This is a genomic window from Bradyrhizobium sediminis (assembly GCF_018736105.1).
Taxonomy (GTDB): domain Bacteria; phylum Pseudomonadota; class Alphaproteobacteria; order Rhizobiales; family Xanthobacteraceae; genus Bradyrhizobium.
In genome coordinates, this window is record NZ_CP076135.1 from 3,552,530 (window position 1) to 3,575,191 (window position 22,662).

Annotated in this window: 26 protein-coding genes and 1 tRNA gene; 13 read left to right on the forward strand and 14 right to left on the reverse strand. The window is 63.6% G+C overall.

The features are described 5' to 3' along the window. Positions 1-30: 30 nt before the first annotated feature. Positions 31-1,095 carry a hypothetical protein gene (locus KMZ68_RS17100; protein WP_215612386.1) on the reverse strand — a complete coding sequence of 355 codons (1,065 nt, stop codon included), beginning with the start codon at positions 1,093-1,095 and terminating at the stop codon, positions 31-33. A 252-nt stretch (positions 1,096-1,347) separates the two neighbouring features. Between KMZ68_RS17100 and KMZ68_RS17105 the strand changes: the two genes are divergently transcribed. Further along, a complete protein-coding gene (locus KMZ68_RS17105; RefSeq protein WP_215612387.1) occupies positions 1,348-2,382 on the forward strand; it encodes a patatin-like phospholipase family protein in 1,035 nt (344 codons plus the stop codon). Between the two features lie 30 nt (positions 2,383-2,412). Here KMZ68_RS17105 and KMZ68_RS17110 read toward each other — a convergent pair whose 3' ends face one another. The 4 genes from KMZ68_RS17110 to KMZ68_RS17125 form a co-directional block, all read right to left on the reverse strand. Further along, a complete protein-coding gene (locus tag KMZ68_RS17110) occupies positions 2,413-2,841 on the reverse strand; it encodes a CBS domain-containing protein (protein WP_215612388.1) in 429 nt (142 codons plus the stop codon). A 202-nt stretch (positions 2,842-3,043) separates the two neighbouring features. Beyond that, positions 3,044-3,829: a rhomboid family intramembrane serine protease gene (locus KMZ68_RS17115; protein WP_215612389.1), complete on the reverse strand. Its 786-nt coding sequence runs from the start codon at positions 3,827-3,829 to the stop codon at positions 3,044-3,046. Positions 3,830-3,988: 159 nt separating this feature from the next. Beyond that, complete coding sequence (locus KMZ68_RS17120; protein WP_215612390.1) at positions 3,989-5,278, reverse strand: hypothetical protein; 1,290 nt, start codon at positions 5,276-5,278, stop codon at positions 3,989-3,991. A gap of 8 nt (positions 5,279-5,286) precedes the next feature. After that, positions 5,287-7,008: a hypothetical protein gene (locus KMZ68_RS17125; RefSeq protein ID WP_215612391.1), complete on the reverse strand. Its 1,722-nt coding sequence runs from the start codon at positions 7,006-7,008 to the stop codon at positions 5,287-5,289. Positions 7,009-7,633: 625 nt separating this feature from the next. Here KMZ68_RS17125 and KMZ68_RS17130 point away from each other — a divergent pair. The 5 genes from KMZ68_RS17130 to KMZ68_RS17150 all read left to right on the forward strand — a co-directional run bounded on the left by KMZ68_RS17130 (position 7,634) and on the right by KMZ68_RS17150 (position 11,127). Continuing rightward, positions 7,634-8,191: a PAS domain-containing protein gene (locus KMZ68_RS17130; RefSeq protein WP_215612392.1), complete on the forward strand. Its 558-nt coding sequence runs from the start codon at positions 7,634-7,636 to the stop codon at positions 8,189-8,191. A gap of 184 nt (positions 8,192-8,375) precedes the next feature. Next, on the forward strand, positions 8,376-8,987 hold the full coding sequence (locus KMZ68_RS17135) for a PilZ domain-containing protein (protein ID WP_215606123.1): 612 nt from the start codon (positions 8,376-8,378) through the stop codon (positions 8,985-8,987). A 330-nt stretch (positions 8,988-9,317) separates the two neighbouring features. Further along, positions 9,318-9,938, forward strand: a complete 621-nt coding sequence (locus KMZ68_RS17140) for a transglutaminase-like cysteine peptidase (RefSeq protein ID WP_215612393.1) — start codon at positions 9,318-9,320, stop codon at positions 9,936-9,938. 280 nt (positions 9,939-10,218) lie between these two features. Next, positions 10,219-10,524 carry a hypothetical protein gene (locus tag KMZ68_RS17145; protein WP_215612394.1) on the forward strand — a complete coding sequence of 102 codons (306 nt, stop codon included), beginning with the start codon at positions 10,219-10,221 and terminating at the stop codon, positions 10,522-10,524. 96 nt (positions 10,525-10,620) lie between these two features. Then, a complete protein-coding gene (locus KMZ68_RS17150; RefSeq protein ID WP_215612395.1) occupies positions 10,621-11,127 on the forward strand; it encodes a hypothetical protein in 507 nt (168 codons plus the stop codon). A 281-nt stretch (positions 11,128-11,408) separates the two neighbouring features. On the opposite strand, the gene KMZ68_RS17155 is transcribed toward KMZ68_RS17150, so the two are convergent. Next, positions 11,409-11,576 carry a hypothetical protein gene (locus KMZ68_RS17155; protein ID WP_215616486.1) on the reverse strand — a complete coding sequence of 56 codons (168 nt, stop codon included), beginning with the start codon at positions 11,574-11,576 and terminating at the stop codon, positions 11,409-11,411. 203 nt (positions 11,577-11,779) lie between these two features. Here KMZ68_RS17155 and KMZ68_RS17160 point away from each other — a divergent pair, with 203 nt between their 5' ends. Beyond that, positions 11,780-12,001: a hypothetical protein gene (locus KMZ68_RS17160; protein WP_371741348.1), complete on the forward strand. Its 222-nt coding sequence runs from the start codon at positions 11,780-11,782 to the stop codon at positions 11,999-12,001. Between the two features lie 27 nt (positions 12,002-12,028). Here KMZ68_RS17160 and KMZ68_RS17165 read toward each other — a convergent pair whose 3' ends face one another. Beyond that, entirely contained in the window at positions 12,029-12,559 is a 531-nt protein-coding gene (locus KMZ68_RS17165) for a gamma carbonic anhydrase family protein (RefSeq protein WP_215612397.1), read from the reverse strand. A gap of 47 nt (positions 12,560-12,606) precedes the next feature. Continuing rightward, positions 12,607-12,936: a DUF6949 family protein gene (locus KMZ68_RS17170; protein ID WP_215612398.1), complete on the reverse strand. Its 330-nt coding sequence runs from the start codon at positions 12,934-12,936 to the stop codon at positions 12,607-12,609. Positions 12,937-13,155: 219 nt separating this feature from the next. Between KMZ68_RS17170 and KMZ68_RS17175 the strand changes: the two genes are divergently transcribed. After that, entirely contained in the window at positions 13,156-13,866 is a 711-nt protein-coding gene (locus KMZ68_RS17175; RefSeq protein WP_215612399.1) for a hypothetical protein, read from the forward strand. A 19-nt stretch (positions 13,867-13,885) separates the two neighbouring features. Here the strand turns inward: KMZ68_RS17175 and KMZ68_RS17180 are convergent, their stop codons facing one another. Both KMZ68_RS17180 and cysE read right to left on the reverse strand, forming a co-directional pair. Further along, complete coding sequence (locus tag KMZ68_RS17180; protein WP_079543740.1) at positions 13,886-14,104, reverse strand: DUF3126 family protein; 219 nt, start codon at positions 14,102-14,104, stop codon at positions 13,886-13,888. Between the two features lie 142 nt (positions 14,105-14,246). Continuing rightward, positions 14,247-15,074, reverse strand: a complete 828-nt coding sequence (cysE, locus tag KMZ68_RS17185; RefSeq protein ID WP_215612400.1) for a serine O-acetyltransferase — start codon at positions 15,072-15,074, stop codon at positions 14,247-14,249. A 355-nt stretch (positions 15,075-15,429) separates the two neighbouring features. Between cysE and KMZ68_RS17190 the strand changes: the two genes are divergently transcribed. After that, on the forward strand, positions 15,430-16,722 hold the full coding sequence (locus KMZ68_RS17190; protein ID WP_249779385.1) for a hypothetical protein: 1,293 nt from the start codon (positions 15,430-15,432) through the stop codon (positions 16,720-16,722). On the opposite strand, the gene KMZ68_RS17195 is transcribed toward KMZ68_RS17190, so the two are convergent. Together KMZ68_RS17195 and KMZ68_RS17200 are read right to left on the reverse strand one after the other, a co-directional pair. Next, positions 16,708-17,460, reverse strand: a complete 753-nt coding sequence (locus tag KMZ68_RS17195) for an alpha/beta fold hydrolase (protein WP_215612401.1) — start codon at positions 17,458-17,460, stop codon at positions 16,708-16,710. The two genes, KMZ68_RS17190 and KMZ68_RS17195, sit on opposite strands and share 15 nt — an antisense overlap. Before the next feature lie 49 nt (positions 17,461-17,509). Beyond that, positions 17,510-18,658, reverse strand: a complete 1,149-nt coding sequence (locus tag KMZ68_RS17200; protein ID WP_215612402.1) for a hypothetical protein — start codon at positions 18,656-18,658, stop codon at positions 17,510-17,512. A gap of 256 nt (positions 18,659-18,914) precedes the next feature. On the opposite strand from KMZ68_RS17200, the gene KMZ68_RS17205 reads away from it, so the two are divergent. Both KMZ68_RS17205 and KMZ68_RS17210 read left to right on the forward strand, forming a co-directional pair. Then, on the forward strand, positions 18,915-19,154 hold the full coding sequence (locus tag KMZ68_RS17205; RefSeq protein WP_215606113.1) for a zinc-finger domain-containing protein: 240 nt from the start codon (positions 18,915-18,917) through the stop codon (positions 19,152-19,154). Positions 19,155-19,161: 7 nt separating this feature from the next. Continuing rightward, the gene (locus tag KMZ68_RS17210; RefSeq protein ID WP_215612403.1) at positions 19,162-20,358 is read left to right on the forward strand and encodes an FAD-dependent monooxygenase; all 1,197 of its coding nucleotides are present in this window, start codon (positions 19,162-19,164) and stop codon (positions 20,356-20,358) included. Between the two features lie 68 nt (positions 20,359-20,426). Here KMZ68_RS17210 and KMZ68_RS17215 read toward each other — a convergent pair whose 3' ends face one another. Beyond that, positions 20,427-20,846 carry a twin-arginine translocation pathway signal gene (locus KMZ68_RS17215; protein ID WP_215612404.1) on the reverse strand — a complete coding sequence of 140 codons (420 nt, stop codon included), beginning with the start codon at positions 20,844-20,846 and terminating at the stop codon, positions 20,427-20,429. Positions 20,847-21,018: 172 nt separating this feature from the next. Here KMZ68_RS17215 and KMZ68_RS17220 point away from each other — a divergent pair. Beyond that, positions 21,019-21,105: transfer RNA gene (locus tag KMZ68_RS17220), tRNA-Leu, on the forward strand. 222 nt (positions 21,106-21,327) lie between these two features. Here the strand turns inward: KMZ68_RS17220 and KMZ68_RS17225 are convergent. Continuing rightward, positions 21,328-21,606 (reverse strand): DUF1488 domain-containing protein, encoded by a 279-nt coding sequence (locus KMZ68_RS17225; RefSeq protein ID WP_249779386.1) that lies wholly within the window; start codon positions 21,604-21,606, stop codon positions 21,328-21,330. A gap of 399 nt (positions 21,607-22,005) precedes the next feature. Between KMZ68_RS17225 and KMZ68_RS17230 the strand changes: the two genes are divergently transcribed. Then, the gene (locus KMZ68_RS17230; RefSeq protein ID WP_215612405.1) at positions 22,006-22,524 is read left to right on the forward strand and encodes an Hsp20/alpha crystallin family protein; all 519 of its coding nucleotides are present in this window, start codon (positions 22,006-22,008) and stop codon (positions 22,522-22,524) included. The last annotated feature ends 138 nt before the right edge of the window (positions 22,525-22,662 follow it).

The following is a 22,662-nucleotide window of genomic DNA, read 5'->3' on the forward strand; positions in this document are numbered from 1 at the left end:
GAGATCCAAGCGGCACGCCTGCGCCGCGAACTACCGCGCGACGACTTCGACTTCACCGTCGACGCCGTTGACGACGTTGAAGGGCCGCTCGAACACCTTGCCTTCATTCTTGGCGATGGCGCGATATTCGCCTTCGGACAGCACGACGCGCGGGAAGGCGCCGATCGATTCCTTGATGACGTCGCCGCCCGGCGTGATCACCGACCAGGCGGTGTTCGCCAGGGCCTCGCCGCCCTTGTCGCCGACGAGCTTCAAGGTGATCACCGCGGCGCGATGGGTGATGACCACGTCGGTGAGCTTGCCGGCCTGCACGCGGATGTCCGAGCGCACCACGGAATTGGCGTCGCCGTAGTTCGAGATGATGTAGTAGGTGCCCTCCGGCAGCAGCGCGACGTCGCCGGCGGCGACGTTCGGCACCAGCGATGCGCGGTCGCCGCCTTCGAACTGGCTGCCCTTGTAGATCGCAAACGAAATCTGGTTCGGCGGAATCCGGCTGGTGCCGACGCGGCCTTCGATGCGCAGGCCGCCCGCCGGCAGCACGAAGGATTGGCGGTCGGTCTCGGCCTTCAGCGTCACCGGCTTGACCGCGCTGACCAGGCCCATCGTGACATGGACGACATAGCCGCCCGGCGGCAGCACGATGTTGGGCGTAGCGCCACGCTCCTCGCGGATCAGTTTGAAAATGCCGGTCTCATCCGGCCTGTCGGCGAACACCCGCCACACCAGCCCGCTGTTGATCACCGGCAGGTCCTTGCCGTAGCGCGCGGTCAGCGACAGCACGGCCTGGCCGGCGGTCGAGGCGCCCGGCGGCGGAACCACCGGCGGCACCGCCGCGATCGGCGGCTGCGTCAACGGCACGGGCAGATTGGGCGTCGACGCCGGACCGGACGGCGGAGCCAGATTCATCGCCGGTCCCGTGAGCGCTTCCGGGACGGACGCCGGCGGCACCGGCGGCGGCCGGTCGGAAAACATCTGGGCCCAGGCAGGGTTTGCAGCCGAGGCGGCAAGCATTGCCGCGAGCGCCAGCGCCGGCCGCAGGCTCCCGCCCCACCCGGACTTGCCGGACTTGCCGATTGCTTTACCTCCTGAAGTCATGGCGCATGCTTTTCACTGAAAACGCGGCAAATTCAAGCCTGTGGCGATCCGTTCGCAGGATGTTCCCGCTACGGAACCAGGAAAGTGCCCGGGAGTTGAGCCCAGTGTCGTCGCGAGGTCGCGGTCCAGTCACAATCCCTGCCTAGGCCGGTTGACGGCACGATCTATGCTTATGCGGACATATGATTAGATGTCAGTGCATACCGGCGGGCTGAGGCCACTGCCAAGCGCTTGTCCGGCAAGGAGATACAGGTGCTGAAGAGTTTGATCGGACGCGGCCAGGGTAGCACCGAGGACCAGGACAAGGTGGGGCTCGGCAGTATCCGGCGGCCGGTGATCGGGCTGGCGCTGGGCGGCGGCGCCGCGCGCGGATTTGCCCATATCGGGATTCTCAGGACATTGCTGGCCCACGGCATCGTTCCCAATGTCGTGGTCGGCACCTCGATCGGCGCGGTGATCGGGGGCGCCTATGCGGCCGGCCAGCTCGATGCGCTGGAGGAATGGGCGCGCAGCCTTCAGCCCCGAAACATCCTCGGCTATCTCGATATCCGCCTCAACGGCTCCGGCCTGATCGGCGGCGAAAAGCTCGCATCCCAGCTGGAGGCCGCGATCGGTCCGACCCTGATCGAGGACCTGCCGCTGAAATTCGCCACCGTGGCAACCGAAGTCCGCACCGGCCACGAAATCTGGTTGACCCACGGCCGCATGGTCGATGCAATGCGCGCCTCCTATGCCCTGCCCGGAATATTCTCCCCTGTGCTGGTCGGCAACCGCTGGCTGGTCGACGGCGCGCTGGTCAATCCGGTGCCGGTGTCGGCCGCGCGCGCATTGGGCGCGGAAATCGTGATCGCCGCCAATCTCTCCAGCGACGTCTTTACCCACTCAACGACGATCTACGCCCACGGCCAGACCGCCGACGCGCCGGGAGCCGCGATCGAGCCCGTGCCGCCGAAGCGCGGTTTCGGAAGACTGTTTTCCGCCGAGCGTACCATGAAGCGCGAGTTCTTCGGCGGCGGCGGCCGGCCCGGCATCTCCTCGGTCATGGTCGACGCCTTCAACATCATGCAAGACCGCATCACCCGCGCGCGGCTCGCCGGCGATCCGCCGGACATGCTGATCACGCCCCGGGTCGGCCAGATCGGCTGGTTCGATTTCCATCGCGCCGACGACCTGATCGCATTCGGCACCCGAGCCGCCGAGCGCGCCATCGACTCCATCCAGGAAGCGATCCACATTCTGGCGCCGGTGCCGGGCGAACCGGATGCTGCGGTCGACAAGCGACCCTGACCGCGCCGGCTTGCCTCAAAGAGTCGGATGTCAGGCGGTCTTGATGTAGTCGCGCAGCGCTTCCTGCTCGACTTCGAATTCGTGCACGCGCCACTTGACGACGTCGCCGATCGAAATCAGGCCGACCACCATGCCTTCCTCGACGACAGGCAGATGCCGGAATTTGCCGAGCGTCATCATTTCCATGATCGCGGCAACCGTGTCGGCCTGCCGGCAACTGACGACCTTCCGCGTCATGACGGCGTTGACCGGCTCGTCGAGTACCCGCGCGCCGCGCTCGCCGAGCACCCGCACGATGTCGCGCTCCGACAGGATGCCCTCGATCCGGCCCTTGTTCATCACCAGCACGGCGCCGATCTTCCGCTCCGCCAGCGTCTTGATCGCAGCCGATAGCTTTACGTCCGGCTCGACGCTCTGGATGTGATGGCCCTTGGAATCGAGAATTGCACGTACCGTCATTGTCGTCTCCCTGAAGCCGATCGCGCCCCTGGAGTGAGCGCGACCTTCGTTCCCTTGAGTCTTCAATCAACAGTTCTGCGCCGATTTCGTTGCAGGCGCGTTCGGCAAGCACGGCAATTTTTTTAAGCACGTTCGCGGGCTTAAAGCCCTGCTTCGCAACGAGGCAATGATGGATGAAATCGCGCTGCGCCGCAAGCGACGATCAGCCGCGGTCCGATGCGTCCCGGGATGACGCATCCGCAGCATGGCCAGCGGAGCGAGGAACAGGATCGAACAGCGAAAACAGCACCAGCCCAGCGAAGAAGCCGCCGATATGCGCCTGCCAGGCGACGCTGGCGCCATCGGCGCCGATCGCGATCGATCCGATGCCGAAGATGATGTTGACGCCGAACCAGACAGCGAGGAAGCCGAGCACGCGCGGATTGCGGAACGAGCGCATCAGCGAGAGCGCCGGTACGCGCGCCGCCGCATCGGCGTCGCCGCGGCTGAATGACAGGAAGCTGCCCTGCACGAAGGCAAAGCGGATCGCGGCCGCCATCGCGCCGGACACCGACGCCGAAGCGCCGATCATCGGCGCGATCGCATGCTCATGGGTGACGAGATGCGCCAGCGCCCCGGCCGCGGCCGTCACCGCCATGAAGACGAAAAACCTGACCGCGCCGAAGCGGCGCGCCAGCGCGCTGCCGAACGGCAGCAGCCACAGCACATTGAAGGCGATATGGCTGAGATTGGCGTGCAGCAGCGAATAGCTGACGAAGGTCCAGACCTTGGCGCCGGCGCCGCCCGGAAAAGCGATCGCCAGCAGCGTCGAATCGTAGCGTTTCGGAATGAAGCCGAATACTTCGATGGTCCAGTATTCGAGATCGGGCGGCAGCAGCACCCGCAGGTGGATGACCGCAAGCAGCAGGACATAGGCGGTCAGCGCGCCGGGCAGCGTCAGGATCGGTTCGCGCGGGGTGGCTTGCGGCAATTCTGGCGGGGATTCCAAGGGCTCAAGACCTGAAACGAGCGGCTGACGGGAGCGGTTGCGCCCCAATAGGCGGCTTGGCCCCCCTGCGCAAGTACGGGATCGCCGCGGGGGCAGGCAATAAGTACCCGCTGCGCGGGAATGCCGGCCAAGGTTTCGGGATTTTGCCGTCGTCGTCGGCTAGCTGAACGTCACAAGTGTCTCGTGGAAGAAGCTGCCTCCGGTCAATTGCTGGGTTGAGAACAGGTCGGACTGAGTCTTCAAGGCGCTCACCAGCGTGGTGCGGGGCACCTCGGTGTGGCTTTCCTCGCTACCGTGCTTGTGCTCCATCGTGGACATCAGCGTTCGCAGTCTCGACTTGTCGCCGGTATCCTTCGACTTCTTCTTGAACCCCGCCCACAGCGTCTTCGGAGTGGCGTTCAGGCTGCCATGATGGCCGACCTTGTAGACGTCCACCCCGGCAAGCAGCTTGCGGTTATCCTTGTTGTCGAGAGCGAATTGCCAATTCTCGATCTGGGCGTCGCCGGGAAACAGCAGGCTGACCTTTCCGACCCGCAGCAGCAGGATAACGCTGGTATTGTTCATCGCCTTGTCCAGCATGCGCACGATTTGCAGCAGGTTGTCGCCGCGGATGGTCCGCGCATGGTAGATCAGCCATCTGGCCTCGACCGGAAACCTCGGTCCGCGGGTACGAACATGTTTCGGGAACAGCACTTTGCCGCCCGCCTGCGTCCCGCCGGCGGCGTTCATCGCGCGTGCCTGAAGTTGCCAGAACTCGTTGGGATCACGGGCTCGCTGCTTCTTGATGGTCGCCGTCTGCTTGACCGTCGGCGGACCCAGCACATCGACCTGGACGCCGGGAAGCACGGTCTCAAGCGACGTCTTCTTTCCGGCAAAGACGTATTCCGACTTCTTGCCCATGCTCATCAGGTTCTTCACGGCGCCCGGATTGTTGATGTTGCTCTCGCCGAGAAAGTAGAACTGGTCCCGCAACTCCTTGTCGAAGTAACGCGTCGACCGGGTCTGCAGCATGGTGAGCGCCGCCACCGACTGCATCGAAGACAAATTCGCGACGTGCTTGTGGCCGCCCGCGGCAGCCGCCGGGCCCGTCGCGTTCGGGCCGAGATCCGGATCTTCCGTCCAGGGCTGGACCACGAGATCGGGCTTGAGGGCTCTGATGACGTCGCCGGTTCCCTTGCCGTTCTTCTTGGTTTCGAATCCGGAGATATGGTCCTTGTGCCGATGCGTCGCCACCACCGCATGCAGCTTGCCGCCGGTCCGCTTCCTGATGTCCTCGGCGATATCCATCATGCGCGTCTTCGGCGTCTTCGGCGGCAGGCCGGTCGAACCGTAATCGATCAGGACGTGCCGCTCCGGTCCGCTGGCGTATGCGAAGCTCAGCAGAAAGCAATCGCCGAACCCGACATGATAGGTTCGTATCTTCAAACTCTTGGGCGCCGTGCCTGCCATGGTGACCCTCAGTCCATTGCTCTCGCCAGATGCAACGCCGCGAAGTGAGACCTGCTGTCCGGATCCCGATCGAAATACCCGCTCTCCCAGAGATATTTCAGCCGCGCGCTCTGGCCCTTCGCATCCTCGATCCTGTTCCTGATCTGGTATTTGAGCTGACCGTACTCGTTGAAGATCAGCGCTCCGCCTCCGAAAATCTGCACCCGCCTCCAATGCGGCATGTCCTTCGGCGGATCGATATCCAGGGCCTCCTTCAACTCACCGACCTGCAGCGTCATGATCTGCACGTATTCCGCCACCGTCTCGCGAAGGATAAATCCGTCGGGCCCGACCCTGAAGCTCGGGCGCACGTTTTCGACCTCGACGTAACCTTCCCGGACGATGTCGAGTTCCTTGCGGTTTTCCCACAGGAAACGAAACACCTCCTCCTTGTCGCGGAGCATGGAATCGAAATGCGTGCGGCTGTAGACGAGATCGAGGTCGCACCGGCGCCAGGTCCCGTCCTTGTCCGCGTCCTTGTCCGGAACGATGCCGTAGGCGCCGAAACTCTTCACGAGAACTTCGCGGTAGTTGAAGCGGCTGTCGTCGGGGACGACCTCGCGGTCGATGGTCAGCAGCGCCGAGAGATAGTCGGAGAAGGCAAGGTCGGTCGGGGGACAATAATCCAGCGCCCGGATCGTCATTGTCAGCAGGTGCTCGGCAACCGCGGCGCCCTCGTCGATGACGAGACTGCGGTCCCGTTTCCTGGCCTCGATGAACCCGACCCGGTCCAGCCGCTTGAGCCAGATCGTCAGGAACGCGTTCATGATCGCGGCGACCAGCAGTTCGCCGCGACGGTGCGGTTCCTGAAATTCCGGCATCGCCGCATAATTCCGGCCCGGCGCAAGCTCGACCGACCGCCGCAGCGCTTTGCCGCGAATGTTCGACAGTTCCGCTCCCATCTGGTCCGCAAGCCCGAAAAGCACGGATTCCTTGAGCGCCTCGGGTTCGAGGAACTTCTGATCAATCAACCGGGCGGCGCCGGTACTGCCGTCAATCAGCTTTTCGACCAGGTCCTTCAGGGAGAACACCGACAACAGCGCGACGACGTCGGCGAACCCTTCATGAAAGGCCGCCTGATCCGGCGAAGACGGCTCCATGAAGCGGCCGCGCAGGCCGTCGAGCAGCGCGTGCGTCGTCTCATGCGCCACCACGTCATGGGACAAGCACGCATATACCGGCTTTCCGTTGTCGCCGGCGAAGTATCCAAAGAATAGTCCGCGATCCTGCTTGGAATAGAACGCGTTGGCGTCGGCAAAGGCATGAGGCGCCACGTAGAGCTGGTGTCCCTGGGAACCCCAGGGGGTCCTGCGTCCAAGCGCAAACTCGAAGCGGGCCAGGATGCGCATCGCGATCGCATAGGCGTTCTGGCTGTGAAACCGGGGGTCGCCCACCAGCGCGTCGTTGTGCTGCGCCGCGGTCTTTGCAGGTCGGCTCCGCTTGAAGGGGTCCTTGTAGCTGCCGCTATCCAACAGCTGGTAGCTGGCGGGCTGATAGAGCACGTTGGAGGTGGAGTCGTAGTCGACGACGTGAACGCGATAGCCGCACGGACCTGCCAGGATTTCTTCCGCCGGAATCTCGATCTCCGTCGTCAGGATCCTGCCGTTCAGACGCACCGACGGGTCCTGCGCGATGATCGTGAGCCGCTGCGTAGTCGGAAGGCTGTGTTGCGATCCACGACGATTTTTCATGGTTGCACCGCCCGCAAAATTGTCGAAGCAAGAAAAAGCGGCTGAATGGAATGACAATCAAATGGAGCAACTTATGGTGGTATCTTACATCCATACCTATCTCAGACAAGCCTGTCGTTGAGATTATTTATCGCGCTCGAAGCAAAGGGGGCCGGCGGTGCAGACGCAGGCCGGCGCCGGACGCGGGGCGAAAAGAAGAAGGGAGGGTGCTGAGAACACCCTCCCTCGTCCGTGCTGATCTTTTCGCGCCGGGGCCCGGGCGACATCCCCACCCCTCCCCGCGCGACGACCAAACTGTTTGACGCCGCCTGTGTACCAACCCGCCGGCCCGAGCGCATTCTCCGAAGGAAAATGCCCTCGACCGATAATCAGCGCGCGTTTTGAACACGCGCTGAGAAAACCGGCGAACCAGAGCGGGCGGACCCTAGCCAGCTCTGCGCCGATCCCCAAGGTCATAGTTAACTTAACGTTAACGGCGCAAAGACGCCGCCAGGCTCGCGAAAACACGGCGGCGGCATGGACGCTGCAAAGCCTGTCTTGCAAAACAAACCGGGGAAGGCGCGTGGGCGAAAGCGGGACAGATATGTCCCGCCGAGCCGGGCGCGGGGGGCAAGGCAGAATTATCATGAAGCATCCGTCAAGCCGCGAGTTCTACGCATACTGGGATGAGAAGCGTGGCGACGCCCGCGCCCCCGATCGCAGCGAGATCGAGCCAGGCGCCGTGCGCGAGCTACTCGGCGACATCTTCGTACTGTCCTACGACAGCGCCGCCGGCTATCCGTTCCGCGTCGCCGGAACGCGCGTTTGCGCCCTGCTCGGCTGCGATTTGAAGGACCGCAGTTTCTCCACGTTGTTTGCAGCCGGGAGCCGCCGCGAGATCGAGGAGATCGTCGCCGTCGTGGCCGAAGAACAACTGGCGGCGGTCGCCGGCATCACGGCCATCTCGGAAGACGGCAGGCCGGCGCATCTCGAACTGCTGCTGCTGCCGTTCAACGCCCGCGCGCATTCACCGCTCAGCCTGACCGGGCTATTGGCGCCGTTCGAAAGCGATCACCGGCAGCTCGGGGATTTCAAACTGACATCGTGGCGCTATATCGGCCATCAGCCGCAGAAACTGGTTCCGCGCGCATTGCGCAAACTCGCCGTCGCACGCGGCTTCATGGTCTATGAGGGGTTGCGCTGAAGCTGGCTCGACGCGTCGTCTTCACGCTAACCGGTATTCACTTCGAGGGACCGGACGACGAAATGCTCGTCCGGGTTGAAGCGAGAGCCCTGCACATACTTGATGCAACCGCCGCTAACTCCTCGTTAACCCTGTCGGCCGTAGGGTCAGGCGACACCGAGATGCCGGTTGTCGGGTGGCGAAGATGGCGTTTGCGAAAAGATCGATTCTTCCGGCCGCCGAAGAGCGACGGCGTTTCCAGCGGGTGAAAGTCCACCTGCTCGGCCGCTACATGCTGCCGGACCGCCGCGAATTTCCGTGCCAGATCATCAACATGTCGCCGGGGGGATTGGCCCTGCTGGCGCCCGGCATCGGCAATGTCGGCGACCGCGTGATCGCCTATCTCGACCATATCGGCCGGGTCGAGGGCAAGATTACCCGCATCATCGACAATGGTTTCGCGATGAGCATCGGCGCTACCGCCCGCAAGCGCGACAAGCTGGCGGCGCAGCTGACCTGGCTCGCCAACCGCGACATTCTCAACCTGCCGGAAGACCGCCGCCACGACCGTATCGTGCCGCGCAACCCGATCGCGCTGCTCACGCTCGAGGACGGCACCAAGATGACCTGCCGCATCATCGACATGTCGCTGTCGGGCGCCGCCATCGCCGCGGAAAACCGCCCGCCGCTGAAATCGCTGGTCATGCTCGGCAAGGTCCAGGCCCGGGTGGTGCGAAACCTCGAGGAAGGCTTTGCCCTGGAGTTCGTTCACGAGCAAATTGCCGAGACGCTCGAAGACAGCGTTACCGCGCGGTAAAGCGCGAGCGCCCGCAATTTCCCATTTTTCCAAGGCTTGAGGGCGGTATCCGTGTCGCGGATACCGCCTTTTCGTATCCGGAGCCGGTCAGAACGGGGTTAACCGGCCGCCGTTTTGCCGCCGCAAGTTCCGCATCGGCGGGCTTTGCCGCGTTAATGCATAAAATTTGAATCAATTGCAGTTGTCTAAAATTTTAGTCGAACTTGATTCAAGTATAGATCGAATTATCCGAGGCTTTTACTTGTATTCGCGTCAAATGTACTTGCCCTACTTAGCGGCGGCGCAAAACCTTTGTGCGAAACGTGGTCCCAACAAGAAACGGGGGCCACAATGTTTGGTTTCGGGGGACAGGGGAAAGGATTGGCGGTCGTCGCCATCCTGATCGGATTGAATGCACCGGCGCGTGCCGGCGAGGTACTTTATGCCAGCCTCGGCGACACCACGCGTTCGCCGATCGGCTGGGTCGAATTCTGCGCCGAAAATCCCGGCGACTGCCGCGGCGGCGCGTCACAGCCACGCGACATCGTGATGTCGCAGACGGCATGGCGGGATCTGTTGCGGGTCAACCGCTGGGTCAATGAAACCGTCAAGCCGATCACCGACATGGATCATTGGGGCGTGATCGAAAAATGGTCGTTGCCGACAGACGGCTACGGCGACTGCGAGGACTACGTCCTGTTGAAGCGCAAGATGCTGATCGACGCCGGCTGGCCGCGCGAAGCGCTGCTGATCACGGTGGTGCGCGACAAGAAGGGCGAAGGCCACGCGGTACTGACCGTGAAAAGCGACAAGGGCGAATTCGTGCTCGACAACCAGAACGAAAATGTCCTGGCCTGGACCGAGACCGGATACCGCTTCGTCAAGCGCCAGTCGCAGGGCGACCCGAACGTGTGGGTCTCGCTGGGCGACAGCCGCCCGGCCGTTGCCACCGCCAGCGCCAGAGACCGCTGACACAAAGGAATCAGAGGACACGCGACCCGGTCACATCCCCACCCCTCCCCGTCCCAGACCGGATCGCGCGCGGCCAGCTCTCCCCCAAGAGCTGGCCGCAACTTTTTCGGGGCACTTAAACTCATGACTTTCCAAAGACTTGCCGCGGGGTTGCGACCTGAATGAGGCCGGCGACGCCGGCGCGCCTTGCGGCGGTGGCACGCGGTCTTCCGCCCACTTCCCTTTACCGCCCTGACCGATACCGCTAGGATTTGCGCGTCGGTCGGATAACGAGGGCGAGATGAAATCGAGACTGCTGGCTGCTGCGGCCCTGGTCGTGCTTTCCCTGCCCGCGTTTGCAGCCGACGCCGATGTTCGCGGTCACCGCCAGCGTGCGCAGCAGTCTTTTGACGCCCCGTTGATCATCGACTATTCGCACAATTACGGCCCCGCCGACTTTTACCCGGGAACGACAGCGCCGCCGGACCGGGTCGTGGTGCCGCTGAATGAACGGCCCTACGGCATCTATGACGGCTTCGATCGCCATTGCGGGCAATCGACGGCGAGCTATCGGGGCCAGGACGGCCGACGCCACCCGTGCAGTTGAACGGGCCGGCCGCCGGTCATAGATATCTATAGTAGCGCCATGCCGTGGGCAGGCGTCGAGCGTGCTGGAACTTTGGCTGCCAGGCTTTGGAGTCCCATGATCGAACTCGCACCTAATCATAGCATGAGCAACAGCCTCACCCGCATCGGCTCGCAACCGATTGCGCTCGCTGCCGCGGTATTGGTCGCCGTGGTGGCCGGAGGCGCCTCCATCGCGCTGTGGCGTGGCTATACCGGCGTCTCGCCCGAACCGGACCGCGTCGTTGCCACCAGACAGTTGCAGGCCCGGACGGCACAGGCCTCCGAGCAACTCGTGGAGAAGACCAAGGGCCTGGAGGCGACCCAGCAGGAGTCGATCGACCAGCTACAAGTCGTTCAGGATCAGCTGCAGACCGTCAGACGCCTGCTCGCCGCGCAGCAGACCGAGACCAAGAAGCTGGCCGAACAGGTCGGCGGCCTGACCGGCGCGATCGACGGTCTGCGACAGTCGTTCGCGAGCGCCCAACCCTCTGACGTATCCAATACGCCCACCATCCGAAAGAAGCCGATCCGGACCAAACGCAGCGCGGTGTCGCATCGCAAGCGCGGCAAATCGCGAGGCTAGACTGGCGTCTTGCCAGAAGGCGGCGCGCCGGTCGTCGCGCGGAGTCTCCAGCCCCATGGGCGCAGCCGGAAACCCCATAGGCGCTGCCGGAACTTTTTCCGTCCGATTGTGAACTGGATCACATATGCCCTTAATGTTCCGGGGCAGTATGTAGTTCACCGGATGGCGCAAGCCGATTTCAATATCCGGGGCTGGCAAGGCCGTTGGCGTTATACTGCGTCGACGGCCTTGTTTTTTCTGCAGGATTGTTCGGCGCGATCCCGGTCACCGTGAGGAGCGTGCTATCCGGAGCGGCTATGACGAGGACGTCTGGCGGCGGCTGCGAAGCGATCATGGCGCGCCTTCACCTGCTCGATTTCCCAGAACATCCAGACAAAGGCAGCGCCCAGAGCAACGACAACGCCCAGAAACAGTAACGTCAATGCCGGAGTTGTGAGCGCTGTGAGCATGGCGAGCATCCATGAATCAGGTCAACGGCGCTACCTTATACTAAAGTCGCAGACCTGTCCCGGGCCAGGCGGTATTTATTTGACCCCGAATTTGCGACTGCGGATCAATTGCAGAAATGCCGCGGGTTCCTCGCCCGAACGATTTCCTCAACCACGGATCAGCGTCCGTCTGCGGCGCGAAAGGCAGGCCCGAGTTGCGCAAATTGATCGCGTTCGACGACGACACCTTCGACAAGCTGAGACAGCTCGGCCGCGACAGGATGGCGACCCTTCAGGAATTGGCGGATGAAGCGTTCGCCGACCTGCTCAGGAAGCACGGCATTCCCGTCGACCTGAAGGACGCGCTCCGCAAGAGCGCCGCGCTGACAAAGACGCCTGCGCAAGACAGCGCAAGGCCGCGCTCATCGAGACAAACCAAGTCATGAAGCGGCATCTGAAGCGCTCGCAGCGCTTCAGCCGATTTTCTTCAGGCCTTTTTTGAATCGGGCGCCGTTGAGGACATAGAATTTTGCCGCACTTCCCATTCTTGCGACCTGCGCGGGATCGAGCGTGCGGATCACCCGCGCCGGCGATCCGATGATCAGCGAATATTCGGGAAACTGTTTTCCTTCCGTGATCACCGATCCTGCGCCGACCACGCTGCCGCGGCCGATCCTGGCGCCGTTCATCACGATCGAACCCATACCGACCAGCGCGTCATCCTCCAGCGTGCAGCCGTGCAGGATGACGTTGTGGCCGACCGTGCAATTTCTTCCGATCGTCAGCGGAAAGCCCATGTCGGTGTGGCAGGTCGAGTTATCCTGCACGTTGGAATTCTCGCCGATCTCGATCCATTCATTGTCGCCGCGCAAGACTGCGCCGAACCACACGCTCGCGGAATTCAACAGCCGGACCTTGCCGATCACGACTGCGGTGTCGGCGACAAAATAGTTTCCGTCGGAAGGAAGATCGGGCGCCTGCCCGTCGAGTTCGTAGATCGCCATGCCTTGTCAGTCTCCGGTTCGCGGAGACATTGGCATAGGCGTATCGCTCAGGCCAGCACCCCGGCGGCGCGCAGCGTCATGACGAAAAACGTGCCGGACATCAGGCTCCAGAATCCGGCCAGCACCGTTGCCATCATCACGAATTCGACGCGGCGGCGCTCGATCTTCGCGCCGCGCAAGGTGTTGCGCATGATGATGAAGGGGGCCGCGAAAACCAGGAACGGCACGGCGGCGAAAGCCCTCGGCGCCACGCCCTCTTGCAGCAGTCCGAATCCCGCCGGGCGCTGCGCCAACGCCTGGTATCCGCTGGCAAGCGCGCCAGCAAGCGCGAAGCCGATGCCGATGGAAAACAGGGAATTCAACGCTTCAGGCGACATCGCAACGCTTCCGCTACACAACGACCTCCCTTGCTTCGCAAAATCGGCAGCCGGCCGCCACACTATCCTTAAGGAAAGGTTAACGCCGCCGGCGGGAACCGCGGCCAGGACATGGCTCGCGGCGGCTGCAACCGCGCGAAGTGGTGCGGAAGTCCGCCGGCGCATGGCATATTTGCAGTTGATTCGACCCCCGAGGGCCACCCTCACGATGTCCCGTTCATGACCTTGTTCTCGACCGCCCAGCACAGCACCCGCAACCCGCGCCGGCATCACCGCAGCCACATGATTCCGATCGTGCTGGGGGGCGCGGTCACGGCGGGAGCGATCGCCATCGTCGCCTATCTGCTCTGGCCGACCTGGGGACCGAAGGCTTCGAGCAATCCGGACCGGTTGCCGGTGAGCGTCGGCGCGACCCTCTTCAACGTGCCGACCATGGCGGTCCGCAGGAAGATCCAGCGTCACTCCGGGCCGCAGGAACGCGTCGATCTCAGCTTCATGTTTCCCTCGCTCGAAGCGCCCGATGCGCCGAGGCACGTCAGCGCCGATACCGTGGAGGAATCGGTGCAGCCGATCGACCGGATCTTCCTGTCGATATCGGCGCATCACGACACGCTGGCGCCCGATACCCGCCTGCGCACCATCTATCCGCGCTATCTCGAGCAGGCTCCCTCACCGGCACAGGACGGCCTGACGCTACGCGCATTCCGCGACGGCACGCCCTACGGCAACGAGGATCTGTTCCTTGCGAGTTCGCCGGCCCTCAACGCGCGCTGCACGCGCGACGCCTCTACCCCCGGCATGTGCCTGAGCGAGCGCCGCATCGACGGCGCCGACCTGACGTTTCGTTTTCCGCGGAGCTGGCTCGCGCAGTGGCGCGACGTCGCCAATGCGATGGACCGGCTGACGGCGCAATTGCGCGGCCCGAAGTAGCGATCCCCTTGCGGGATGCTCAGCCCTGCTCGACCAGGTCGTCCTCGAGGATCGCCATCTGGAACTGGAACGAGCGGTCGTCGTCTTCATCGTCGACGAACAGCACGCCGATGAACTCCTCGCCGATATAGACCTCGGCTGAATCGTCCTTCTTCGGCCGCGGCACCACGCGAATCTTCGGATTGCCGAACAGGCGCTTGAGATAGGCGTCGAGTTTCCTGACTTCCTGAACGTCCACGGCAGTCTCCAATCGGATTAGGTTTCGGGAGGTTCTAGGCCGGGACGAAGCGGACTGCCAGCCCAACTTGCAAAAATCGCGCACGCGATTCAGACGACTTTTTTGGCTTCGCGCGTATTCCTTCGCGGAATACGCGCAACAATCAAATCCCGATCGCGTTGAGCATCTGATCCATGGTGCGCGACGGCTCGGCGCAGCCGGCCTCGCCGACGATCTTGGCGGGAACGCCTGCCACGGTCACATTGTGCGGCACCGGCTTCACCACCACGGAGCCCGCCGCGATGCGGGCGCAATGGCCGACCTCGATATTTCCGAGAATTTTCGCGCCCGCCCCGATCAATACGCCGCGGCGGATCTTGGGATGGCGATCCTCGTTCTCCTTGCCGGTACCGCCGAGGGTGACGCCGTGCAGGATCGAGACGTCGTCCTCGATGACGGCGGTCTCGCCTACCACGAAGCCGGTAGCGTGATCGAGGAAGATACCACGGCCGATTCGTGCCGCCGGATTGATGTCGGTCTGGAACACCGCGGAAGCGCGGCTCTGCAGGTAATAGGCAAAATCCTTGCGCCCTTTCTGATAGAGCCAGTGCGCGAGGCGATGGGTCTGGATCGCGTGGAAGCCCTTGAAGTAGAGCAAGGGATCGATGAACCGCGAGGTCGCGGGATCGCGGTCGTAGACCGCCACCATGTCGGCGCGAAACGCGTTGCCGAGATCGGGATCGTCGCGCAGCGCCTCGTCGAAGGTCTGGCGGATCAGGTCGCCCGACAGCGCCGTATGGTCGAGCCGCTCGGCGATGCGATGCACCACCGCGTCTTCCAGACGGTCGTGATGCAGCACGACCGAATAGATGAAGGAGGCGAGTTCCGGTTCGCGGCGGACGATGTCTTCCGCTTCGGCCCGCACCCGATCCCAGATCGGATCGAGCGCCGCCACTTTCCCACCCTGCGGATTGATCTGATGCACTGCCATGGGCTGCTCTCGCAATTTCGGGTTTCTTAGGGACATTTATAGCACGACGGCCGGACGGCTGTCCCGCTCCCGGCAAAGGGTCCGGCGGACTTGGTTAGGAAACTGCGCCAAAACATTGATACGGCACACATTCCTTGACCGGCCGCGACCACCCTACTGACAGCGTCCAGTTCAAGGTGGCCCGCGATTTCGGGAAATCAAGCCACCCGGGTTCCAACTATTTGTGGATTTCCGCATGCCAATGGAGGCATGCTAATCGCAAAACTCGGGGGGAGACAGCATTCACAGCCAGATTTTACGCGCACGCGCGCCGGATTCCGCTTGGGTATGGCTATCGGCGGTAGCCATACCCCTCATGCTGATCGCGCCGGCGCTGTGGAACGGCTACCCGCTCCTGCAGTGGGACACCGGCGGCTATCTGGCCCGGTGGTACGAAGGCTATCTGGTCCCCAGCCGGTCCACCGTGTTCGGCCTCTACCTCCATTTCGGCGAGGATTCGAGCTTCTGGATCAATCTGGGTATTCAGGCGCTGGCGACGCTCTGGATCCTGCAACTGACCTTGCGCGTGTTCGGCATGGTCAGGCCATGGCGGCTGGCAGCCATCAGCGTTGCCCTGATCGTGACCACGGCGCTGCCCTGGCTCACCTCGATGCTGCTGACCGACATCTTCACCGGCCTGTCGGTGCTGGCGCTGTTCATCCTGGTCGTACACGGCGACAGGACTTCCACGATCGAGAAGTGCCTGCTGTTCGCCTTCACCGCCTTCGCCGCGGCAACCCACAGCGCCACGCTGGCGGTGCTGCTGGGACTGTGCTGCGCTGGCTGGATCGCGCTCCCCTTCCTGCGCTCACGGATCGCCATTTCCGGACTGCTGCAAGGCAGCCTGACCCTCGTCGCCGGCGCCATCATGCTGGTGGCCGCGAATTTCGCGCTGTCCGGAAAACTGGCATGGACGCCCGGCGGGTACGGCGTCGCGTTCGGGCGGATGCTGCAGGACGGCATCGTCAAACAATATCTGCGGGATCACTGCCCGCAGCAGAAACTGAAGCTCTGCCCCTATCGCAATGAACTTCCGGCGACCGCCGATCAGTTCCTCTGGGGCAGCAGCATGTTCAACACGCTCGGCCGCTTCACTGGTCTGAACGACGAGATGGGCTTCATCGTCACGCGTTCGCTCGCCGAATATCCACTGTGGCAGGCCCAAGCCGCGATCGTCGCCACCGCACAGCAACTGGTCATGGTCGGAACCGGCGAAGGCACCAACGGCTGGATCCCCCACACCTACGGCATCATCGAGCGCTATATCCCCTCGCAACTCAAGCCGATGCGCGCGGCGCATCAGCAGCATTGGGACCTCGACTTTGCCGTCATCAACCGGCTCCACGTCCCCATCGCGCTGGCGTCGATGCTGGCGGTCGTCGCCATCTGCGGCGGCGCGATCTGGCGGCGGAAGCTCGACGATCTCTCACTGCTCGCCACTACGGTCACGCTGGCGCTGCTCGACAACGCCTTCGTCTGCGGCGTGATATCGGGACCGCATGACCGCTACGGCGCGCGTATCGCATGGGTCGCCACCCTGGTCGCGCTGATCGCGATCGTCAGGCATTTCGCCGGCCGCGACGAGCCGGACGGCTCACCTCCGCCGTGACAGGAAATCCAGCACGCCCGCCTTGTAGACCTTGTCGCCGACCGCCCGCATATGGTCGCGGTTCGGAATATGGAGCACCTCGGCGCCCGGGATGACCTTGCCGAGCGCGTCCGCCGAGCCCGCGATCTCATCCGTCGTGCCGACCGCGATCAGCACCGGCACCTCGATGCCGGCGGCTTCATCCCGCGTCATCAGGCGGCGCGAGCCGCGCAGGCAGGCCGCCAGCGCCAGCCGGTCGGAGCGGGTCTGGTCGGCGAAGGCGCGAAAGGTCCGCCCCACCGGATCGGTGACGTCGTCGAGCGAGGCCGCCTCCAGTGCGGCCGCGACGTTTTCACCGGGGCCGCCGCCCTCGATCAGGCCGATGCCGATGCCGCCGAACACGGCCGAACGCAACCGCTGCGGCTGCTGCCGCGCCAGCACCGCCGTCATCCGCGCGCCCAGTGAATAGCCCATGACATCGGCGCGTTCGATGTCGAGGTGATCCATCAGCGCGATGACGTCGCCGGCCATGGTGGCGACGTCATAGGCCGCCGCATCGTAGAGCTTGCCGGAATCGCCATGGCCGCGGTTGTCGAAGGCGATGACGCGGCGGCCGTTTTTCTTCAGCTCGGAAACCCAGGTCGGATAGACCCAGTTCACATTCTTGGTCGAGGCAAAGCCGTGCACCAGAACGATCGGATCGCCCTCGCCTTCGTCGAGATAGGCAATTTCAACTTCGCCGTTGTAAAAACTCGGCATCGGGTCGTTCCGTATGTTGATGAGATCAGCGATCGAAGGCTGGGAAACCTTAGGCCTGTGCGGCGGCGCCCGCCAGAGAGGCACTGGGTGGCAATGCAGTAGCCGCCATCGCTTTTCGCAATCGCCGCGCCTTCTTGCGGCGCAGATAGGCCAGGGTCAGCCGTTCGGTGGTGGCCTTGATCGACGACAGCAAGCCGAACAGCGTGATGAGCGCGCCGAACAGCCACAGCGTCAGATTGAAGGCGCCGGTCGCCAGCAGCAATGCGCCGCGGCCCAGCACCTTCAGGATCGCGCGGGTCTGGCCACCTTTGGACTCGGCGAGCCGCGCGGCGCGTGCGACGTCCTTCGGCGACTCCGCGATTTTGAGCGTGTCCTGCGCGGCGCGGATGCCCGCCTTCTCGCCGACGCGCCCGACGTCCTTGGCTAGCCGCACCAGCGCGCCGGCCTTCTCGGCGTGGAACGCCGCTCTTATCGCGGTCATGGTCTGGCCCGGCCGCAGCACCGAGCCGGAGGCGACCGCCTGCTGCAGGACGGGCGTATCGACCATCTCGCGCGCGGAGCGCCCGGCCCAATGCGTCAGCCCGGCGCCCAGCCGTCCGACCTTGCGGGCGTCCTTGACCAGCGTGAGCCCGGCGCGCACCGGCAGCGCGCCGCCGACCGAGACATAGGTCGCCGCCGTCACCGCAAGGCCCGCGGTGGCAAGCCCGAGCACCAGATGGTCGGTGTCTTCGCCCATGGCGAGATGCTTGCCTTCGCGCACCACGTCCCTGATGTCGCCGAACACGAAGAGATCGCCGGCCACCGTGCCCGACAGGCTGGCGACGTCGTCGGCATTGCCGGTCACGAGCCCGGTGGCGAAGCGCTTGGCGAATTGCGGCGTCGAATGATGCTCCGCGACGGCGTCGCTGACGCGCTTCGAAAGTTCATCGCCGAGCGGGATGTTCCTGTCCCGGGCGAGGTCGGCGAAGCTGCCCGCCAGATCGGGGTCGTTTTCGGCCAGCGCCGCCTCGATGTTCTGCCCGATCAGCCCAGCGTCATTCCGCAGAGCAGAACCGAGCTGGAGGTCGGAAAGCTCGGCCGGATCGTCCTGCGCCGCCAGCAGGGCATAGGCATCCCGCGCATGCGGCCACAGCAGCGCGCACGCCACCGCGCACGCCGCCATACCCGCCAGTGCCGGACCGATCCGCGACCGCCTCATGCCGAAAAACCCTTGGGTTCCGCCGCCCTCAACATGGGGTGCCGCTTTTCGGACACAACAGCCCCGACGAAAGAAGCCCGACGAAAGAAGGGCTTCTCTGGGACGACAAGATTGTGTCGAATTTGCATGAGCAAATGGCTTTCCGGGGCTCTAGGAATCAACGCCACCCGCAAGTATCAGTATGCTGCGCGGCAGTATCAGCCTGCCGCGCCCCGTTGTTCGTCTGCGCCGCCGCCGCCATCCAGGGTGAAATAGAATGTCCGACCATGTCGTCCCGCACTTCCACAATGACGCCGGCGTTCCGGTCATCGAGATCGGCTCGCAGGAGTTCATGTGCGTCGGCGCCAATCCGCCGTTCGATCACCCGCATGTCTTCCTCGATCTCGGCAACGACAACGAAATCATCTGCCCCTATTGCTCGACCCTGTACCGCTACGCCACCGACCTCGAGGCCGGCGAGGCCCGGCCGCCGGAGTGCGTGCTGAAGGTCGCCTGATCGCTCCGTGGCCGCGTCTCGCACCATCGTCGTCGCTGGTGCCGGGATCGGCGGACTGACGGCCTCGCTGGCGCTCGCCGCGCGAGGCTTTCGCGTCGTCGTGCTGGAGAAGGCCGAGCGGCTCGAGGAAGTCGGAGCCGGCCTGCAGCTCTCCCCGAATGCCAGCCGCGTACTGGTCGGACTCGGACTGCAGCCGCGGCTTGCCGGGCGCGCGGTCATCCCCGATGCCGTCAGCATCATGAGCGCGCGCGCCGGCGGCGAAATCAGCCGCCTGCCGCTCGGCGAGGCCGCCACCTATCGCGCCGGCGCCCCCTATTGGGTGGTGCATCGCGCCGACCTGCAGGGCGCGCTGGCGGCGCAGGTGGCCGACAATCCCGATATCGAGCTCAGGCTCGGCTGCCAGTTCGAGGACGCCGCCCCCCACGCCAAGGGACTGACGGTGGTGCAGCGGAGCGGCAACACGCGCCATCAGGAACTGGCGACGGCGCTGATCGGCGCCGACGGCATCTGGTCTACGGTGCGGCATCATCTGTTTCCGGACGCGCAGCCGCAATTCTCCGGCCTGATCGCCTGGCGCGGAACGCTCGACGCCACGCAGCTGCCGCGCGAATACACTTCGCGCCGGGTACAGCTCTGGATGGGGCCGAACGCACATCTCGTCGTCTATCCGATTTCGGGCGCTCGCCAGATCAACGTCGTCGCCGTGGTGCCCGGCACCTGGAACCGGCCGGGCTGGAGTACGGCCGGCGAGAACGCCGAAATCAAGAACGCGTTCGCCTCGTACAAATGGCCGGGGCCGGCGCGGATGATGCTCAACGCCGTCGACGACTGGCGCAAATGGGCGCTGTTCGCGGTGCCCGAAGGCGTCGAATGGAGCAAGGGCCCGATCGCGCTGCTCGGCGACGCCGTCCACGCCATGCTGCCGTTTGCCGCGCAGGGCGCCGGCATGGCGATCGAGGATGCCGCGGTGCTGGCCAAGTGCCTCGGCGACAGCGACGCCGCCGCCGGCATTGCGGCGGCGCTGAAGCGTTACGGCCGGCTGCGCCGCGCCCGCGTCAGCCGCGTGCAGCGTACCGCCCGGCACAACGGCGCGATCTATCATCTGAGCGGTCCGGCGGCATTGGCGCGCGACTGGTCCATCCGCGCGATGGGACCGCAGCGCATGCTGGCGCGGCAGGACTGGATCTACGACTGGCGGGCGTGAGGGATGGTCTGTGTCGGGTGGGAGTTCGCGTTCGCTGCTCCACCACTGGCCGTCATCCCCCGCGCATTTTAGCGTTTCGCCGCCCGGTTTGGCGCCGGCGCGACGACCGGCGGCACAGGCGCGGTCACGGCGGCCGGCGCGCCGGCGACGCAGCGGTTGCGCTGCCAGGCTTCCTCGGCGAACTGGGCTTGCCCGCGCACCGCGATGTAGTCGTTGCGATAGGCGATCTCGGCCACGACGGCGCCGCCGGCGCCGGTTTCAGCCTTCGCCATCAGGGCCTGGAGGCTGGCCTGGCGCGAGGCGAGCGATTTGCGTTCGGCCTCGAGCTGCTTGCACTCGTAGAGATCGTATTTGGCGGGATCGGCAAACGCCGTGCTCATGCTGTCGCTCATGCCGGCGCAGCCGCCGAGCCCGATGGCGGAGGCGAATAGCGCCATCGCCGCGACGAGGCGCAGCGGAGGCCGGGAATGCTTGAGCGAAACGATCATGCGACTTTCGTAAACCGACACGGTTGAGAATGCCTAAAGCAGCCGCTGGTGTCGGGAATGAGGCTTTGCCTTGGCCCGCGCACTCGCTTAAGGAAAAGCCGCGATTTCCCTCAAGCCTACCCCATTTCCAAAGCCGAAGGAAACGCGCTAAGTATCTGATCTCGTGACCAAAGCGGACGTGGCGGAACTGGTAGACGCAAGGGACTTAAAATCCCTCGATGGCAACGTCGTGTGGGTTCGAGTCCCACCGCCCGCACCAAGGTTGCCGCGCCATCGCGTTCGGCCAGCGTCTGTTATTGAGGGGCTCCGCGCGGACATCGCGAAAACGACGCGCTTGACCCATCCCGGACATCAAACCTTGCAGCCGTCCGGCATCGGCACAAATCTTGTGGAATCTTGTTACTCGCTGGCTGGTTCGCGGCCGCCAGGGGCTTTCGCACGCAAGCGAACGGCATGAGGCGCCAAACCGCGGGCCATCGTTTCAAAAATTAGCGGCAACCAGATCATAAGAACCTCTGCTTCCGCGGACATAAACCTTGGCCGCGGCGGCGCATATCAAATCGCGGTTCGAATCGAACGCTTCCAGAAAGCCCCACTCATCGAGACGAGCGTCTGGTTCAATTCGTCTCAGTGCCTCTTCGTCAATGTAGAATGACGCCTCTGCGGCGCTGTCATGCCCCCAAAATCGCACGGCGCGCCGTGTATGGTCGTATGAACGACTATGATTTGGAAAATCAATCACGTGATCGGCCCCGATCACGTCGTTGCCGGTCCGAGGCCGCTCTTACCGGGATTGGGATCAACGAACCGTCACGGTCGAACATGCGTTGCAATGTACGCTCGGTTGCCACGACAATCTGACCGCGGATTTGTCTTAGCGACTTGATGCTCCAGCCCAGCTGCGTTCAACGCGGCGATAGAAGCTCGATGGGTATTTGCCAGTCATTAGGTCAACCTCACTGACGTGCTCTCTTGCATGCTTATAACTAGATAGTCGCTGATTTTGCTTTTGCGAGCCATGATGCAAGTACATTCGCTGATTGGCATCACGGCCGGCCTTTCCGGCCCGAAAAAACTTGGCCATTTTGAGCTACGTCAAGGCCATCAGGATCATCAGGAGCAGGCTTTTTAGATATCCTCTAGCCCATGGAGAGAACAGATGAGCCTCCCGAGATTGTGGACCAGTGGCCAAGAGCTTGCATCCGACCCTTTCAGGGCCATTCGGCGCGAAATGGAAAACGCATTGCGTGCATTCGATCAGAGTTCGCCTTCTCCCAGCATTGGGGCGGGCGCGCCGGCAATCAATGTTGCGGAGACAAATGACGCCTTCGAAGTGACAGCCGAACTTCCCGGTGTGGACGAGAAAGATATCAATATCAGCCTGGACGACAACCAGCTGGTCATCTCCGGTGAGAAAAAAGCGGAGAGTACGAAAGAAGAAAAGGATTGGCATATCGAGGAGCGGAGTTACGGCTCCTTCTATCGATCGATGTCCCTGCCCTTCGAGCCGGAAGACGGGGCCGTCGAAGCTCATTTCGACAAGGGTGTGCTACATATCACCATCAAGAAGCCCGCCAAGGCGGTGAAATCCACCAAGACAATCAATATCAAGACAGGCGCTCCACCGAGCACGACCCCTGTATCGAACAAGGCCGCTGCACCGAACAAGGCCGCATAGTCCTGCGCGGTCATCGCAAGAAACCGGAGATCCGAACCAAGTAAGCCAGTTCCGGTCTCCGGATTTTGTCATTCACTTTTCCGATGCCGTGATCGAATGAAATTTCAAGAGCTTTCGGTCTCAAAGAGCCCACCTGCT